This is a genomic window from Enterococcus silesiacus, from assembly GCF_001886225.1.
In the GTDB taxonomy this organism is placed as follows: domain Bacteria; phylum Bacillota; class Bacilli; order Lactobacillales; family Enterococcaceae; genus Enterococcus_L; species Enterococcus_L silesiacus.
Genome location: NZ_JXLC01000010.1, coordinates 63233 through 82002 on the forward strand (window position 1 = coordinate 63233; position 18770 = coordinate 82002).

14 protein-coding genes and 1 pseudogene are annotated in these 18770 nt (G+C 35.8%); 14 read left to right on the forward strand and 1 reads right to left on the reverse strand.

Annotation, left to right across the window (positions count from 1 at the left end; genetic code table 11):
• Positions 1-34 precede the first annotated feature (34 nt).
• The 7 genes from acpS (at position 35) to lepB (ending at position 6102) form a co-directional block, all read left to right on the forward strand.
• Entirely contained in the window at positions 35-388 is a 354-nt protein-coding gene (gene acpS / locus RV15_RS08565) for a holo-ACP synthase (RefSeq protein ID WP_071877644.1), read from the forward strand.
• Between the two features lie 132 nt (positions 389-520).
• The gene (gene alr, locus RV15_RS08570; RefSeq protein WP_071877645.1) at positions 521-1639 is read left to right on the forward strand and encodes an alanine racemase; all 1119 of its coding nucleotides are present in this window, start codon (positions 521-523) and stop codon (positions 1637-1639) included.
• A 15-nt stretch (positions 1640-1654) separates the two neighbouring features.
• On the forward strand, positions 1655-2035 hold the full coding sequence (locus tag RV15_RS08575; protein WP_071877646.1) for a type II toxin-antitoxin system PemK/MazF family toxin: 381 nt from the start codon (positions 1655-1657) through the stop codon (positions 2033-2035).
• A gap of 410 nt (positions 2036-2445) precedes the next feature.
• Positions 2446-3147: a hypothetical protein gene (locus tag RV15_RS08580; protein ID WP_071877647.1), complete on the forward strand. Its 702-nt coding sequence runs from the start codon at positions 2446-2448 to the stop codon at positions 3145-3147.
• Between the two features lie 36 nt (positions 3148-3183).
• Complete coding sequence (locus RV15_RS08585) at positions 3184-4539, forward strand: hypothetical protein (RefSeq protein ID WP_071877648.1); 1356 nt, start codon at positions 3184-3186, stop codon at positions 4537-4539.
• A 32-nt stretch (positions 4540-4571) separates the two neighbouring features.
• Positions 4572-4976 (forward strand): LysM peptidoglycan-binding domain-containing protein, encoded by a 405-nt coding sequence (locus RV15_RS08590; RefSeq protein ID WP_071877649.1) that lies wholly within the window; start codon positions 4572-4574, stop codon positions 4974-4976.
• Between the two features lie 277 nt (positions 4977-5253).
• A complete protein-coding gene (gene lepB / locus RV15_RS08595; protein ID WP_083429138.1) occupies positions 5254-6102 on the forward strand; it encodes a signal peptidase I in 849 nt (282 codons plus the stop codon).
• A 199-nt stretch (positions 6103-6301) separates the two neighbouring features.
• On the opposite strand, the gene RV15_RS08600 is transcribed toward lepB, so the two are convergent.
• Entirely contained in the window at positions 6302-7783 is a 1482-nt protein-coding gene (locus RV15_RS08600) for an AcpB/EbpR/MafR family transcriptional regulator (RefSeq protein WP_071877650.1), read from the reverse strand.
• A 192-nt stretch (positions 7784-7975) separates the two neighbouring features.
• Here RV15_RS08600 and RV15_RS08605 point away from each other — a divergent pair, with 192 nt between their 5' ends.
• The 7 genes and pseudogenes from RV15_RS08605 to RV15_RS08640 all read left to right on the forward strand — a co-directional run bounded on the left by RV15_RS08605 (position 7976) and on the right by RV15_RS08640 (position 18659).
• On the forward strand, positions 7976-9319 hold the full coding sequence (locus RV15_RS08605) for an FAD-dependent oxidoreductase (RefSeq protein WP_071877651.1): 1344 nt from the start codon (positions 7976-7978) through the stop codon (positions 9317-9319).
• Positions 9320-9569: 250 nt separating this feature from the next.
• Positions 9570-9797: a hypothetical protein gene (locus tag RV15_RS08610; protein ID WP_071877652.1), complete on the forward strand. Its 228-nt coding sequence runs from the start codon at positions 9570-9572 to the stop codon at positions 9795-9797.
• 240 nt (positions 9798-10037) lie between these two features.
• Entirely contained in the window at positions 10038-12737 is a 2700-nt protein-coding gene (locus RV15_RS08615) for a YhgE/Pip domain-containing protein (protein ID WP_071877653.1), read from the forward strand.
• A gap of 296 nt (positions 12738-13033) precedes the next feature.
• Positions 13034-14197 carry a cation diffusion facilitator family transporter gene (locus tag RV15_RS08625; protein ID WP_071877655.1) on the forward strand — a complete coding sequence of 388 codons (1164 nt, stop codon included), beginning with the start codon at positions 13034-13036 and terminating at the stop codon, positions 14195-14197.
• A gap of 145 nt (positions 14198-14342) precedes the next feature.
• Positions 14343-14669, forward strand: a complete 327-nt coding sequence (locus RV15_RS08630; RefSeq protein WP_071877656.1) for a hypothetical protein — start codon at positions 14343-14345, stop codon at positions 14667-14669.
• Positions 14670-14829: 160 nt separating this feature from the next.
• Positions 14830-16490 (forward strand): annotated as a pseudogene (locus RV15_RS19060) (MutS-related protein).
• 345 nt (positions 16491-16835) lie between these two features.
• Positions 16836-18659: an APC family permease gene (locus RV15_RS08640; RefSeq protein ID WP_071877657.1), complete on the forward strand. Its 1824-nt coding sequence runs from the start codon at positions 16836-16838 to the stop codon at positions 18657-18659.
• Positions 18660-18770: the final 111 nt, after the last annotated feature.

Here is an 18770-nt window from a genome sequence, read left to right on the forward strand (position 1 = left end):
GTAATTTATAAAATAAAGGAGAGGACTTGGAAGAATGATCAAAGGAATTGGTATAGACATGGTAGAACTTTCAAGAATCGAAAAAATTATCAATAACAAGTCTTCTTTTGTACAACGAGTTCTCACCAATGATGAATATGTCCTCTTTCAACAATTACCGCATAAACGTCAAGTTGAGTTTTTAGCAGGGCGTTTTGCCTGTAAAGAAGCATTCTCTAAGGCGTGGGGCACTGGAATCGGAAGTGTGGGATTACAGGATATCGAAATCTTAAAAGAAGATAACGGAGCGCCTAAAGTGACAAAGTCTCCCCATGAAGGAACGGTATTTGTTTCAATTTCACACACGGATACTTTTGCGGTCGCTCAAATCATTTTAGAAGTTGATTAAAAATTTACGGAATAAAGGTTGGAACGAAAGCTATAGTTCAGCGTTCACTGGAATTTTTACGATGTGACAAGTGAACTGCGATAGCTGAAGGATTTCCGTTTCGATCATAAAAGAAAGAAGGATACAATACATATGGCAGTAGGATGGCATCGTCCCACAAAATTAGTGATCGATACACAGGCAATTAAAGACAATGTTTACAGTGAGGTCAAACGAATGCCGCAGGGAACGGAATTATTTGCGGTAGTTAAAGCAAATGGCTATGGGCATGGAGCTATTCAAACGGCTAAGGCAGCCATTAAGGGGGGCGCTACCGGGTTTTGTGTAGCAATCTTAGATGAAGCAATAGAACTACGTGAAGCCGGCATTACAGAGCCAATACTCATTTTGAGTGTTGTGGATGTTTCTTACATAGACTTGCTGCTGAAATACGATCTATCTGTCACAGTGGCGACTCAAGAATGGCTGGAACAAGCAATTGAGCAGTTGAATCATATAGAGAGACAAACACCATTGAAAATACATATAAAAGTCGATACAGGTATGGGACGCATTGGTTTTACGACACCGAGCGCTGTAAAACAAATCGTTGAATTGGTACAATCAACGAAGTCACTCTTTTGGGAAGGGGTATTCACTCATTTTGCGACAGCTGATGAAAAAGATACAAACTATTTTGAAAAACAAGCGCAGCGTTTTAAGGAAGTCTTAGCAGTACTTTTTGAGTTGCCTAAATACGTTCATGTCAGTAATAGTGCAACAGCGCTTTGGCATCCTGATAATGTGGGGAATATGATTCGGTTTGGTATAGCGATGTATGGCTTGAATCCATCGGGGCAAGCGTTACCAGAGGTATATCCCTTGAAACCTGCGCTTAGTTTGGTATCCCAATTGATTCAGGTCAAAGAACTTTCCACAGGGGAAGGAATTGGTTATGGAAATACTTATACGACAACTAAAAATGAATGGGTTGGTACTGTCCCAATAGGGTATGCAGATGGTTGGTTGCGCCACTTACAAGGTTTTTCAGTTTTAGTAAATGGTAAAGAGTGTGAAATTATCGGAAGAATTTGTATGGACCAATGCATGATTCGCTTACCAGAAAAAATGACAGTGGGTACAAAAGTCACTCTGATTGGACACGATCATGGGGCAAATATCACAATGCAGATGGTGGCAGATCAATTAGAGACGATCCATTATGAAGTAGCATGTACGTTTTCTGAACGTATGCCAAGAGAGTATAAATAGAATAGGAGGTTTCAAATGGTCAAAAGGGGTGACATATATTTTGCAGACTTATCCCCTGTTGTAGGATCAGAACAAGGGGGAGTACGTCCAGTACTAGTCATACAAAATAATTTAGGAAATCATTTTAGTCCGACGATTATCGTAGCGGCGATTACAGCAAAAATGGCTAAACCAAAATTACCGACACATATAGGGATCAATTCTGAAGAAACTGGAATCGAGCGTGATTCTGTCATTTTATTAGAGCAGATCCGCACCATTGATAAAATACGATTAAAAGAAAAAGTTTGTCATTTAGGGATAGAAATCATGGATTCTGTCGACCGGGCTTTAGGAGTTAGCGTGGGAATTCATGAAGCAGAACTAGAAGAAGAAAATCTTGGTACATATCATTGAAAGTATCGGGTATTAATGAAAGAACATAAGACATAGTCGATTTTTGTCAGCAATGCCAAAAAAGATGCCTGAGACAATGAAATTATACGTGTAGTCACATTGTTACTTACTTATATTGTTATTTTTCATTATTTAGTCAACAGACGCTAAAATACTGATATCAAGCACAAAGATAGGAGAAACAACTAAATATAAATGATTTTACTCGATTCAAATAATAAAAAAATGCTAAAATTTATCAAGCGCCCTGCTGTTTTTATTGACTTTTTCATGAGTTTATAAAAAAAAGTTGGCAATAACGCAACGTAATGTTACAATAAACTATGTATAATTGGGTGGAAAGTGGATAACTTTCAAAAAATAGATATATTTAGTGTTTTTTTATTAAGGGATAAAGGAGTTTATATTTGATGACGATTTTCATGTTCGTGTTAGTAGTATTGTTGTTTCTTTTTTTCAGCTATCAGCTGTATGTTCGCTTCCAATTGGAGAGCTTAGATTCTGATAGTCCAAAGATGAAACGTAAGATCAATTTTTATAAGTATCAAGAGAACAACCGATCATTATTATTTTTGATGATTGCAGCAATTATTTTTTGCTTAATATTGTTTGGGGTATTGTACAATCAAGATACTTTGAGAAAAGATAATAAGGATTTAGAATTGAAGATAGAAGAAATCAAGGATGCCAGAGGCGGAGCTTCTGGTGCTGAAATTGAGAGCTACAAAGAAAATGCATTGAAATTGACTGAATTCCCTTGGAAAAAAGTCGTAGAAAGCCGAGATGCTCAAGCATTAGACAACTATGAACTTCAACTTATAAGAGATTGGCAGCCCTTTTTTGGAGAAGCGAATGTAGCGATTATGATCAGTCAAAAAACGGAAACAGTGACAGTTTCAGTTTTTCCAACAGCGTTGACATTTAATGATTTCCAAACAGCTGAAAAAAATATTGAGACCTTTCTCAAAGAGTTACAATCTGTAAAAGAAATCACAATGATCGATTTTAACTTTACATATCGAGATAAAACCAACAAACTTTCTAAAAAATCGATTGTTTATACAAGAGCATCGAAAGACAGTAACTTAGAAAAAGTAGAACTAAACAAATAGAGTAGGAAAGAACTAAAAGACGGGGTGTAAAAGCGCATGGCAAAGAGACGGCTAATCAAAAAAATAAATGAAGTATCTGAAGAAGAATTAACACAAGACGTAGATTTCAATTCAGATGATGAACAACAGCCTGTTGCAGTGACAACAGCAAATAATAGCAGCTTACTAGCTGAACAAGAACAAGAGATTACACGCTTAAGAGAACTGATTGAAGAATACAGAATGCAAGAATCTGAATTTGAACAAAACAAAGAAGAAAATTTCCGTTTATCTCAACAAAACAAACAATTAGTAATCAAGGTTGAAAGCAATCAAGATGAACTTGAACGATTGAAAGAGAAAAACGATGATCTAGCAACACAACTAAATCAAAAAGAAACAGAAGTCTTTGAACTAGAAGAAGCAACTGAAGCAGCTGATTCTTCAGAGGAAATCAATCGCTTGAAGGTACAGATCGAAGAATTGAAAAAAGAAAACGTGAGCGGACAAGAACAGATCGCTTATCTAGAAACTGCACTTATTGAAAAAGATAAAGCATTGGAAACACAAATTCTTGAAAAAGAAAAAGAAGTACAACAGTTAAAAGCTGATCTAGCAGCCCGAGGAACAATCGGAGAAAAACAAGAAGCATTGGAGACGGTGAAGATGGAATTAGAATCATTGAATGAAAAACTTCAAACAACTGATAAAGAAAATCAAGAATTAACACAAAAACTTGCTGATCTTCAAGAACAAATGCACCGCTTACAACAAGAAAACCAAGAGCTGAAAGAACAAGAAGTCACTTTAGCAACAAGTAGTGATGCTTCAGTTGATAACAGCCGTGTTGAAGAACTGAAAAAAGAATTAGAATCAGTTCTAAAAGATAAGAGTGAATTAGAAACAAACCTTGGACGTATCCAAGGCTTAAATGATAAGTACTCTATTCAAAAAAATGTGTTTGAATCTGAATTAGCTGGCTTAAGAAGTATCTATAAAGAAAAAGAAGAAGAATTAGAAACCTTAAATGCCGAACTAGAAACAATGCGTAGTATGTCTGCAACAGGTGAAGCCACAGGCAATCAATTAGCTGAACTATTACAAGCAAAACAACAAATCAATGACCTATTGTTGAAAAATCAATCGTTACAAGAAGAAGCATTGAAATCACAACAAGAGATCGGTGAAGTAATGGTTTCTGCTAAGAAAGAAGCCAATCGTATTATCAGTGAAGCACAAGTTGAAGCAAAACACATGGTTAACTCAGCTGAACTTGAAATGCTAAACATTGGAAACCGTGCGAAAAACATTTCGAATGAAGTAGAAGAGTCCAAAAATGAAATCATGACGATTTACCGCGAGCTAGAAGAACGTTTGAGTAAATTATCACGTTTAGATAAAACTGGAAAGTAAACGATCATAAAACGAATGAAGGGAAGAACAATATGAAAAAACGCATCAAAGAAAAACATCTGATACCGTTGGTTTTTTCTACAATATTGTTTAGTACTGCTATTTACTTTATGTCTGATTCGGTTGTATTAGGGGCATCAGTAGGTGGAACCGAAACTGCACCAGTAAATGCAGACACAACGGCTGTTATGCCTGAATCAGCTCCAGTAGCTCCGGAAGTAGAACAAACTACAGAGGAAGCAACCGCACAGAGCACTGCTACCGAAACTGAAAGCAAAGCGAATGAACCCCCTAAAGAAGTCTACGTTGTAAAAGATGGCCAGACATTATGGGAGATTGCTCAGGATTCCGGCTTATCAGTCCAAACATTAATGAATAAAAATCAGCTTAGTAGTAGCGTGATTGTTGAAGGACAGGAATTAGTCTTCGATCGTTAGTGAGTATTTATTTAGGTAGTGAGAAGTCACAGAGTGGATTTTAGGTGAGCAAAGCAAAACGCTAAAAGTTTTGTTTTGCTCACTTTTTTCATTAGAAGAGAACGCTGTGTTAAAAAGGATGCGGAAACTAAAGAGGCAAAGAAGATTTTATTGATAATCCGGCACAAGACGCTAGATAGCTTTTCGCCTATTTAGTTGGCTTTTCTTTTATATGGAAAAATACACAGCAGTCTGTTATTCTTAAAGAAGAGCATTAATCGGTATAATGAGGTGTATTATGGATGAAATAAGAGAGCGTTTTGAAACACTAAAACGACAATTAAAAAGGAAATTCAGTACAAACAATAAATCAAAAAATAAACGCAAAAATACGAATAGAAGACGTCCGCCATCAGGAGTTCAAAAGAAACGACCTCAATCAAGAGAACGAATTGAACCCGCTAGAGAAGAGCCAAGAAATAGGCCAAAAACAAAAGAAGAACAGTTCAGAAAAGTACCACCAACTAATAAAAAGAGAAAAAAGAAGAAATTAACGAAAGAAGAGTTTGAGAAAAGAAAAAGAAAAAAAAGAAAAGAAAACATTGTTGAGATCGTTAAATTTATGCTGCCAGTCCTATTATTTGCAGTCTTTGTTTTTTTCTTTATTTTAAATACTTCTCCTCATATGGTCGATGGCGATTCAATGAAACCAACACTTTTAAATGGTGACCGGGTCATTGTCCGTCGTACGAAAGAGCCAAAAAGATATGAGGTCATCACATTTAAGCCACCTGTAAAAAGTGATTTTCAATATGTAAAACGAATTATCGGGATGCCAGGAGATTTAGTTTGGACCGAAGGCAGTGACTTATTTATTAATCATCAAGCGGAAGCTTTACCGAAAGTTTCAGAATTATCTGCTGCAAATGAATTGCCGGATGGAACGATCAAAGTAAATGTATCCGAGGATAGTTTGGCTCAAATGTCACAATTGAAAAAAATTCCTAAAGGACATTATTTTGTGCTAGGGGACAACCGAAATAATTCCAGCGACAGTAGAGCTTTCGGTTTAGTAGATGGTCAGGCGATCGAAGGTGTTGTTTCTTTCAGGTTTGCGCCGTTTAACAATATTGGTTGGATAAAATAAAAACGATAAATTTTTATCGTTTTTTTATTTATTATTATTTATAATAAATAAAAAAACGAGTATAAATAAAATTATTGATATTTTATTGATCTCATTATTACTATTCTCATTAAATTTACTAGACACAAAGAAAACAGAGAACATCAAGAGGAGGTTCTCTGTTATAATTTCAGATAGTAGCACATATCACAAAGGCTATTTATTTTGTATCGATCAGCTGAATAATCAGTTTTTCGACCTCAGTCATATCATAGCTGTTACCAATGTCAGAAAAAATGTAGACTAATTCTTGTTTTTCAGAGATTGTCTCATTGAAGATATTGGAAAGCAAGATATCATAATGACTGTCTTCTTTGAATGCTTCTGCTTTGATCGGATATTTATGACCTAAAACATTCGTTAAATGTTGGATAACTAATTCACCGATAGAAGGATTTAGTGAATGGTAAACACCGATTGCAATTTTTTCTTCATTTAATTCAGCAATATGATTTAGGATGATTGTATAGTGAATCTCAGTAAATTTATTTTTATAACTTCCCTTGTCGCCATCTTGATCAAATTTTTTAGTAGCAATATCCATTAATTCAAAAACTTCATTACCCGAAAATGGATGTCGATGCGCATTGACAATCGATCGTATGGTCCAGCTGTCAAAAGGCAAGATGAAACCATCGAAATAATAGAGTTGTGAATGAAGCTGGAACAACAGATTTTCAATGTAAAGCAATCTAGCCGATGAAGCATAACTCGAGAGATAGCCTTGGTGCTTTAGGTACTTTAAGATAACTTTATTCATATAATTTAAGTAAGAACTTTCTCTACGCTGTTTTTCAGCCAATCTAAAAGCAAAGGAAGAGTTAGGCGAAAAATTATGCATAGAACAAAAAAAGTCATAAAACATATAAGCTTCATAAATAGTATATGGACGGTCGATTTTTTTCATATATGTATGTAAGGCTAAATTGATTTCTTCAAACAAAGGACGATCTGGATAATCATAGTTAGGACTGATGACTGGATTATATTCACTGGTCAGTCGCCGGAAGGATATTTTCATCCATAATTTTATCTGCAACACCTCAGTCGGATCAAAAACTAAATTAAGAGAATCCTTTAAAATATCCACAAAACCAAGATATTGATTGGCAGTTTCTTTTTCCAAGCTTGTTTTATCTTCAAAAAGAAACCAAAAGAAACTAAAGAAAAAATAACGGATCTGTTTTTCTTCTCCAATAAGTTTTCCTCGTTTGATTTGTAAGCGAAACTCTTTTAAAAGGTCATTAAGCTCAGTAATTTTACGATAATAAGTCGCAGAACTGATGGCGTAATTCAACTGGAAATAATCACAAGTCAATTCACCTTTAGTAAATAACTGATTGACCATTTGGAACTTAATTGATTTTTCTAGAAAAAGGACCACAACTTTCTTTAATGGAAAAGTTGGGTGTTTCTTCAAAGAGATATTTTCACCTTGTAAGGTTATTTCTACTTGTTCATTTACATGGTTTTCTTCAAGAAAACTTTGTAAGAAAGACAAATATTCATTTAATGTTGGCAAGCTAATTTGAAATTCACTGACTAGCTCGTTTTTTGTCGCATTGCCTTGATTGTTGTATAAAAATAATAGTATATCATTCATATAATCGAAGGGCTTCTCTAAAAAATCTCGTTTTAGCATAATAGACACCTCACTTTAAGGATACTTGATTCACATGAAAATGGCAATACGCAACTTATAAAAAGAAATTTACTAGTTATTATTATTTAAAAAAAGCGAAATTTTATATATAATGGAATTGAATGTTATTTTTATTTTGTGTTTATGTAATTATAACGATGCTTTAGTTGAGTGAAGGGAGAACGAACCTTAGTGAAAGTAGTCATTATCGGGGCCTCACATGGAGGGCTTCAAGCCGCATTAACATTAAAAAAATTGAATTCTCAAACTGAGGTTGTGCTAATTGAAAAAAGAAGTGAAATCAGCTTCGTTTCAAGCGGGATAGTATTGAGAATGAATCAATTAGTCGATGAATTAGACAAAGTGAGGTATCTTACCTTAGAAGAATTGGCTAGCAAAAACATAGAGGTTTTGCTTAATACAGCAGTTACTACAATCAATCCAGAGCAAAAAACGATTATCTATGAAGATACTTCAAAAAAAACATATGAAGTAAACTATGATAAATTGATCCTTGCAACAGGTTCAAATCAATTTTCAACAAATCTAACATTGCCAAGTAAAGATAAAGTAACGGTTTTTAAAAGTTATCTCAGTTCTGTAGAAGTATTGGAAAAATTGGAAAAAGCCCAAGCTGTTTCGATTATTGGAGGCGGATATATCGGAGTAGAATTGTGCGATGCCTTAAGAGGTCAAGGCAAGGAAATCAACCTGATCGAAAGTGCAGACTCTGTTCTTTTTCGTTATCTAGATAACGAAATTTCCTCACTGATCAAGCAAAAGATTATAGACTCTGGAGTGAAGCTTCATTTAGGCGAAAGTGTAATTGGTTTTTCAGACACAGAGGAAGAGCTATTTACTACAAAAACAACGAATGAAGAAATCAAAAATGATTATGTGATTGTAGCTGTGAACGCTCGACCAGATACCACATTAGTCAAAGATTTTTTAGATTTGAATACCAATGGAACAGTTCGGGTCAATGAATATATGCAGACCAGTGATGCCGATATTTATGCCTTGGGTGATGTTATTTCATATCCTGTGCGCAACAGTTACCGCAAGTCATTTATTCCTTTAGTGAACAATGTGGTCAGGAGTGCAACAGTCGCTGCTATGAATGTATTAGGGCATACGCTAAAATACAATATGACACAAAAAACAACAGCCACTAAAATTTTCAATAACTATGTTGCTAGTACTGGCTTAACTGCAGTAGAAGCAAAATTTGAAGGACTTGAAGTTGAAAGCATCTTTTTAACATTACCATGTCAATTACCTTATCTTGAACTTCAAGAAGAAGTACATATTAAGATGGTTTTTGAAAAAGGAACGCATAAGCTGATCGGCGGTCAATTGATGTCAGAAAAAGATATTACACAATCAATCAACACGTTATCTTTAGCGATTGACAAAGAAACAACCCTAGAAGAATTAGTCACGATGGATTTCTATTTTAATCCAGGGATCAATCAGCCGATGGGAATCATTAGTCGAGCAGCTTATGAATTTTTGATAGGAAAGTATAAAGCATAACTGAAGAGAAACATCGAGCAGTCTTGTTTGGAACCTGATGGATGTTTCAGTGACCTAAAAGTGCACAACAATCTTTTGCTTTAAAGAAAGACGACGTATGTCTAAACGGAGAATGTTTAAATAGAATTAAACGCAGTGAAACGAAGCTTTATTTTTTTATAAATATTCATTTTTTTGGATAAAAAGCAAAATACTACAACTTATTGTTATTTAAGCTTATAATAGAATAAAATTCTAGGAGGCATCGCTGATGAAAGCAGAAGAAAAGAAGTTTTATGACTTTATAATGGATCGAACAAAGTCGGATCATCAAGAAGACATGAAACATTTGCTGGCAGAATTGATGGAAAGAAAATCAACGAATAAACTCGATAAGATGTATCTTATGAGTGTGGTTCCTAGAGCGCTTTCTTATTTAGATCCTGATTCAGTAAATGAAGTAAAAAAAGTAGTATCAGAGTTTTCAGCAAAACTATAAGCAAAAATTCAAGACAAGCTGATTCAATTGGATGAGTTTGTCTTTTTTTAGGTGCTGGAAAGTAGCAAATTAAAATTGAAAAAAATCAGTTATATAGCTAGATAGCGAAACTAAAAGAAAATCTCTACGACAGTTTAAGAGACCTGTCGCAGAAATAGACAAAAAAAGCATTTTTCATTTGTTATTGATAAAAAAATTATGCTAAAGTATATCAGTCATTAAAAAGAGTGGGTGAGCAGGATGAAACATATAAAAAATACATTGAAGTTATTTAAATTAGATTGGCAACGCATTTTTAAAAACCCAATCGCAACATTTTTGATTATTGCACTGATGATTATTCCATCACTTTATGCATGGTTCAATATCAAAGCTTTGTGGGATCCATATGCGAATACAGGAGAGCTGCCGATTGCGGTCTATAGCGATGATCAAGCAGCGACTTTCAAAGACAAAAAAGTTAATATTGGTGAGGAAGTTTTGAAAAATCTCCATGAAAACAAGCAATTGGGGTGGCGGTTTGTCGACTCTAAACAAGAATTAGACAAAGGGGTACGATCTGGTAAATACTATGCCGGTATTTATTTGCCTAAAGATTTCTCTAAAGACTTATTAAGTTTCACGACAGGAGAAATCACCAAGCCTAAAATAGACTATTCAATCAATGAGAAAATCAATGCGATTGCACCAAAGATTGCGGAAAAAGGTGCATCTTCTTTGCAAGCGCAAATCACAGATGAATTTACTAAGACCGCAAGTAGTACATTAGTTGGTGTTTTTAATGACATTGGCTATAATTTAGATTCTAATCTAGTTAGCATTACCAAAGTCAAAGACATGATTCTTTCAACAGATGAGAATATTGACCAAATCGATAAGTATACGCAAGAGGTTGTTGCGCTACATGGTAAAATGCCAGAATTGAAAACGAAATTAGCAAAGGCGAATGAATTTGTTGATTATTTACCTCAAGTTGATGCCTTAGGGGCAAAACTAGTTGATTTAAATGACAAGATGCCGACGATCAAGGAGCAGGCAAAAGTTATTTTAACCTTGCAGGAGAAGATTCCAGAAATCCAAAATGCTGGCAAACAATTAGCGATGATCGATGAAGATTTTGCATCAGTCGAACAAACGATGACCGAGGGAATCGATGAAGCAAAACAAGGCTTAACGATTATTCAGCAAGTTCAAACAGCATTACCAGACATTGAAAAACTTGGGAACCAAGCAGACCAATTAGCGACTGCAACAAGTGAAGGTGCAGCAAAATTACAAGAAGCACTGCCAAGTATTACAAGCAGTATCAAAGTAACGTTGGAGTCTGTTCAAACGATTGGCTCAAATGTATCAGCTATTGCAGGACAAATCGATCAATTGCTAACAGACAACGAGCTGACACCAGAAGAGCGTGTAGCGTTAAAACAACTGTTACAGCAATTTAGCGACAGTCTAGGTAAACAACAAGCTGCTATTGATCAATTAGCTGTGATGTTGACCGATATTCAAAATTCATCAGGTAATCAAGAGCTTCAACCGATCATTGATAACCTAAATAATCTTAGTACCTTGATTAGTGGTTTAAAAGCTCGAGTAGATAGTATTGATGCAGACTCGATCTCAGTCGATCAGCTAAGAGCTGTTTTAGGTGAAATTGAAAGTATGGCCAACAATATTGCGTCAATTGCGGGAAGTATCAATGTTGATGCTGTTGCAACAGACGTGAATGATATTTTGACTAAACTAATCAATACGATAGCAACCGCTCAAGGACTACTTAACCAAGCGAAGCAAATCGATTTTGCTTCGTTACTAAGCTCAACCGAGGCAACAGTGTCTAATGCGATTGGGATCTTAGAAAAATACCAAGCAGAATTACCAGCAATTAAACAAGAAATCCATGATGCTAATGTTTTACTGAACGGTCATATGGAGACGATTGTAAATGGCATTAATAAAGGTGCAGAGCTTTATAATAATGAATTACCTATTATTGATGAAAAACTAGGATTAGCCGCAGATTTTATTAAAAATGATTATCCAGGCATCAAAGAAAATATCACTGGGACCTTAAAAACAGTCAATGAAAAAATGCCGGATTTAGAAGATGCTTTAAACAAAGCAAATGATTTAGTTCAAAATGACTGGCCCAACATTAAAACAGGACTTCATAAAGCGGCTGAAGCGATCCGCAAAGGTGAGAAGGATGTTGATCTTGGTCAAGTGATAAAATTGCTTAAATTAGACGCAAATGCAGAAAGTGACTTCTTTGCTAAGCCAGTTGAAGTTTCTGAAAATAAAATATATCCAATCGCCAACAACGGATCAGCTAGCACACCATTTTATACGGCACTTTGTTTGTGGGTTGGTGCAGTATTATTTTCAAGTGTTGCGACGACTGATTTCCACTTAGATGAAAAAGATCGTGGCAAATACTCTAAACGAGAACAATTTTCTGCAAGAATGTTAACATTCTTAGTCATGGGACTAGCTCAAGGGCTGATTGTTACTTTAGGGAACTATTTCTTATTGGGCGTGGATGTAAGACAACCATTTTATAGTGTCTTATTTGCTTTATTGATCGCCTTTGCTTTTATGATGATGGTCTATGTACTCGTGGCCTTGTTCGGCAATGTCGGAAAAGGTGCTGCGATTATTATCTTAGTATTGTCTATTTCCGGTGGTGGAGGAAACTATCCGATCCAAGTCTCTGGTAAATTCTTCCAATTTATCAATCCATTTTTACCGTTTACACATGCGGTGAATTTACTGCGGGAATCCGCTGGCGGAATCTACTGGCCGAATGCTTGGAAGGCAATCATCATCTTGACCTGTATTTCGATTGTCTTTTGTGTACTGGGGATTCTTTTATATCCTTATATCGAAGAAAAGACGAAGAAATTAGCGAAGGTCTCACATGAGAGTCATATTTTCCATTAAGCAATAATGAGACGAGCGATTTTGAAAGACTGTGAAGAAATGCAACATTTCTTCACAGTCTTTTTGTATAGTGCTGAAGATAAACGGAAGGATTATACTCTTTCTTGGTGCAAAATAAGATCGTTAGTAGTCGTTTTTCAAGGTATCCCTAACAAAAAAACAAATGAACCCAATCAATCAACTTGGGTCTTTCTAAACAATAAAAAGTCACTAAAAAAGGCCTCATTTTACTATACAAATCTATGAAATCATTTTATAGTCTTAAGATATGCTAAAAAACGAGGTAGGGATTATAAATGATAAATTTTTTAATAGATCGTTTTGAAAAAAGACAACAGAAAAAATCAGATATGCGGACAGGATTTGGAATTTTTGCCGGTATCGTCGGCTTAGTATCAAATCTGCTGCTTTTTGTCAGTAAATTATTGATTGGACTGATCTCTGGCAGTGTGTCAATCATGGCAGATGCAATGAATAATTTGTCAGATACAGTATCGTCAGTTTTGACCTTGGTTGGTTTTTATATTTCTGGGAAACCAGCAGATGAAGAGCATCCTTATGGGCACGAGCGTTTTGAGTATATTAGCGGAATGCTGGTTTCATTATTGATTACATTTGTCGGGTTTCAATTTTTTATGACCTCGATTGAGCGAATCAAAGATCCACAAAGTATTAAGGTGACGCCTGTGATCTTGATCGTGTTGTTATTATCCATTTTGATCAAAGTCTGGCAAAGTGTTTTTTACCAGCGTGTAGCTAAAAAGATTGATTCTAATACACTTGTTGCGACAGCAAAGGATAGCTTAAATGATGTGTTTACGACGATTGCTGTTTTAGTATCAGCGACAGTTGAAGGAATGACTGGATTAAAAATCGATGGGATTGTCGGCCTGTTGATTGCGTGTTACATTATTTTTAGCGGTTTGCAGCTGATTCGAGAATTTGTGAATGAGCTGATGGGGTTGCGACCTGATCAAGCTGCGATTGATCAGATGAAGTTATATTTGTCATCTGTTTCAGAGATTATAGGATATCATGATCTGCTGATTCATCAATACGGTCCCAATAAAACTTTTGCTTCTGTGCACATTGAAATTGACGACCGCTGGGATTTAACGCAAGCCCATGAAACAATCGATGGAATTGAAAAGAATTTTAAGGAGAAATTAGGTGTGGATCTTGTTTGCCATATTGATCCTGTGAACTTGCATGATCAAAGACAACAGTTTATCCATCAAGAGCTTAAAAAAATCATCAAGGGAATCAACAGTGAACTAAGAGGACACGATATTCGTCTCGTGGACCATGGTGAGAAGCCTCGTATTTTATTTGATTTGGTTGTCCCCAATCACTTTAAAGCAACCGATCAAGAATTAAAGATTCGCATTCAAGAGCAAGTCTATAGAAACATTGGGGACTACATGGTAGAAATAGTCTTTGACCATAATTATCTTCTTTAAAAATATATATAATGATATAAAAAATATATTATAGAAAAAGTTTCTCAAAAAAATATATAAACTAGCTGTTTTAACTAAAAAAATGAAAAAATACAACTCTCTAACGTGGTAACATAGGTATTGAATGTTAGGGGGAGTTAAAAGGATGGATGAAAACTTACTGCTTGTTTTATATTTTTTGGTGGTGGTTATTGTTGTTTTAACATTAGTTATTGTCAAAGATAAACAATTTTTACGAAGTCTATTGAGTAAAAAAGAGTTACAACAAGAAGAAATTACGGAGTTGATGTTAGAAAAAGTCCGTTTGAAACATATAATAAGAATGCAAGATGAAACAATTGCTCATATGCTGACAACGAATACTCCGGTAGAAATCAATTATTCAAAACAGAGTGTGCCTGAAGAACCAGTCGTACAAGAGTGGGATTTAGATCAGTTTAAGAGTATGAATCAGGAGTATTACCATTTATAACAAAGAATCAGCCAGTAAAACCAAAGTGACTGAAGAAGTGCGTGACTGCTCTTCTTTAGTTACTTTTTTTGTTTTCAAAGCGTAAATCAACCGTTCGCTAATTTTTTCTTGAATGTAGAGTGATAAAACCATATACTAAAACTGAAAAGAGGGATGCTATATGGAGGCTCAAGTGATTGTCCTTGGTTTTGTCGGACTAATTATTTTGATTATCACGGCAATGGAAATCTATAACCGTTTAAAATTAAGAGCAATGGTCAAAAGTAAGTGGGAAACTTTTCCTAGTGCTCGTTTTTTTGATAAAGAAAAGAGTTTAAAAGAAGCGTGGAAACAAGCGAAAGAGTATCGAACATATGATAGTGAGATTGATGATATTACTTGGTATGACCTAGATGGTTTTGCTTTGTTTGAACGAATTAACGCCACCTATTCAAGTGTCGGCTCTGAGGCCTTGTATCAACGACTACGCAATTTTAATTTCTCCGAGAAAAGTCATGAGCGTTTGGAACTATTGATTGAGTACTATAAACAAAATCCTACTATCAGGGAAGAGATCCAATTTCACTTTGCTTGTTTAGGCAAAAAAGACAGCAACCATGTAGAAAGTTATTTGAGCGAAACAAGAAGTCAAAAACTGCCGAATACTAAATTATATCTCGGGTTAGGCATATTGCCAATTGTTGCACTGATTTTGTTAGTAGTGTTTCCAGCGACACTGCCAGTGCTACTGCTGTTAGGCTCGATTTTATTCAATGTTGTCTACTATCTGATAAAAAAGGAAAAGCTGCAGCGTGAATTGGCTTCAATGGGATATTTAGTCCAAACAGTCGCTTGTGCAAAGAAATTAGCGAAAATAAAGACACCCTATCAAGAAGAGTTAACGAATAATCTCAAACCGCTTGCTTCGATGACAAAATTGGGTGTTTCTTTTAGAATGAAGTCGAACAGTGATGCTGAGTTGATGTTCGATTATTTAGCAATGATTTTTATGTTACCGTTTATTTCGTATAATTTTGTTTTGGAAAAGTTAAAAAACTACGAAGATCAAGCCAAAGAAATGTGGCGTTTGCTTGGAGAATTGGAAGTTGCCATTGCTGTGTTGAATTTTAGAACAGTAATGCCTGATACTAGTCAACCCGTTTTTTCTGAAGATATTCAAGTACAAGGAGAAGAAGTCTATCATCCTTTATTAGCGACGCCAGTACCAAATGACGTTAATTGGACCAAAAATACCCTTGTAACAGGTTCTAATGCCTCAGGCAAGTCAACCTATGTCAAGAGTGTAGCAATCAGCTGTATTCTATCTACAACGATTCACACTGCTTTAGCAACCAAGTTTCAATTGCCATTCGGACATATTTTAACTTCGATGGCTGTCGAAGACAATATTTTCGAAGGGGACAGCTATTTTGTTGCTGAAACTAAATCCGTCAAACGAGTGCTGGCTTTGTCGAAACAGGCGTTCCTTGCCTATGTTTTATTGACGAAATACTCAAAGGAACCAATACAATCGAACGAATATCAGCCTCATCCAGTATAGTCAATTGGCTAAAATCTTATCCATCGCTTGCTTTTGTTGCAACGCATGATATCGAGCTGACAGAAATTTTAAAGGCATCATGCTCAAATGTTCATTTTGAAGAACAAGTGACGAAAGAACGTGGTGTGACGTTTGATTATTGTTTGAGGGAAGGGCCTTCTACTACTAGGAATGCAATCCAGCTGTTGCATGTCTTGAATTATCCTGAAAAGGTTGTTGAGCAAGCGAAAAAAGAAGCTGATTATTTTGATGAACATCGTACGTGGCAAACAGTAGAATAATTAAATGTTGGGGCCAAAGCTGTTTTTGCTCGGTCGTTGATACGGATTTCATGTGATCAGGATCTGACTCGAAGAGTTATGTTCCGATCACATCTTTTTTTGTTGGAAGACAGAAGCAGGACGAAATATTTTTTTTGAAAAGCTAATCTTGCTAAAATGAAGAAAAGTTGCGGTCTAAGAATTTCTTTAATGGATAAAGAGGAGGGGGTAAATATTTAAATAGTTTAACAGGTAAATAATTGACAATCGTAAGTTAGAGGCGTAGCATATGTGATTGTTTGCGAAAAAAACATACTTTTTTCTGAAAATAGAACAGAAAAAAATTATAGAAGGGGAGATTAAAAAGTGGACTATTTAAAACGCTTGTTTATCGGAAAACCGTTAAAATCTACTGAAAATGATGAGCATAAACTGAGCCGATTTGCGGCGCTTGCCTTATTGTCATCCGATGCATTGTCTTCAATTGCTTACGGCACAGAACAAATCGTAGTTGTGCTCGTTACGTTATCCGCTGCCGCTATATGGTATTCGTTACCGATTGCTGCTTTTGTTATTATTTTACTTATTTCATTAACCTTATCTTATCGGCAAATCATCCATGCGTATCCTCATGGCGGCGGAGCGTATGTTGTCAGCAGTGAAAATTTAGGGAAGAATGCCGGGTTAGTGGCTGGCGGCTCGTTGTTGGTTGATTATATGCTGACAGTGGCTGTTTCGGTTTCTGCAGGAGCTGAGGCGATTATTTCAGCAGTCCCTGCGTTGTATGGTCATCAGGTAGCCATTTCGATCGTGATTGTTCTGTTGATCATGTTGATGAATCTGCGGGGATTAAGAGAGTCGGCTAGTTTTTTGATGTTTCCTGTGTATAGTTTTATTGCGGTGATTACATTGCTGATCGCGACAGGTTTATTTAAGATCGTTACAGGAGCCGTACCATTACATGCAACAGCAGTACCAGGAACCATTGTGCCAGGCATTACGATTGCCTTGATTTTACGAGCATTTTCTTCTGGTTCGTCTTCGTTGACAGGAGTTGAAGCAATTAGTAATGCAGTTCCTTTTTTCAAAAAGCCTAGAGCAAAAAATGCGGCAGGTACGTTAACTTTGATGGCAGTGATTTTGGGGTTTTTCTTTGTTGGAATCACATTTATCAACTATTGGTATGGGATTGTTCCGCAAACTGAAGTGACTGTGTTGGCTCAAATCGGAAAAGCGGTCTTCGGTCAAAATATTCTTTATTATGTATTGCAGTTTACAACGGCGTTGATTTTAGCTGTTGCTGCAAATACAGGATTTTCAGCTTTTCCAGTGCTCGCATATAACTTAGCAAAAGATAAATTTATGCCGCATATGTATATGGATCGTGGAGATCGATTAGGCTATTCAAATGGGATATTGACCTTGGCAGCAGGTTCTGTTGTATTGTTATTGATCTTTCAAGGATCGACCGAACGATTGATTCCGCTCTATTCAATTGGTGTATTTATTCCATTTGCATTATCTCAGACTGGGATGGTACTTAAATGGCGGAAAGAGACTGAAAAATGGTTGTCAAAATCAGTGGCTAACATTGTTGGAGCTTTCATTTCTTATGCGATCATCGTTATTTTATTCATGTATCGTTTAGGTGATATCTGGCCATTCTTTATTATTATGCCTGTTTTGATTTTTGTTTTTTACAGTATCCACGCACATTACCAAAACGTCGCAGAACAACTGCGTTTGGAAGAAACGGTGAAGCAGCAAGAATTTTATGGTAATACCGTCATTGTTTTAGTAGGAAATGCCACTCAAGCAAATGTGGGAGCCTTAAATTATGCTCGTTCGATCGGTGATTATGTTGTTGCGATGCATGTATCATTAGATGAAAATGTCGAGAAAGAAAAGGAAATCGAAGCTGAATTTAAACAACATTTTCCTGATATTCGTTTTTCTGTCGTTCATTCATCTTATCGTTCGATCACAAATCCAATTCTCCGTTATGTAGATTTGGTAAGTAAAAATTCAGCGAAACGAAATTACACGACAACAGTGTTGATTCCGCAGTTTGTCCCTAATCGGCGCTGGCAAAATATCTTGCATAATCAGACGAGTTTACGGTTACGTCTACGATTATCTTGGCGGGAAAATATTGTGGTTGCGACATATAGTTATCATTTGAAGAAATAGAAAAAAGTAGGTAAGAATTTTTTGAATTCTTACCTACTTTTTCTGTCAGAGCTAGACGGGCTCAATCCGCTTTTTAGTGATCTAGCTGCACAAAACAGCCTTTGAGGAAAA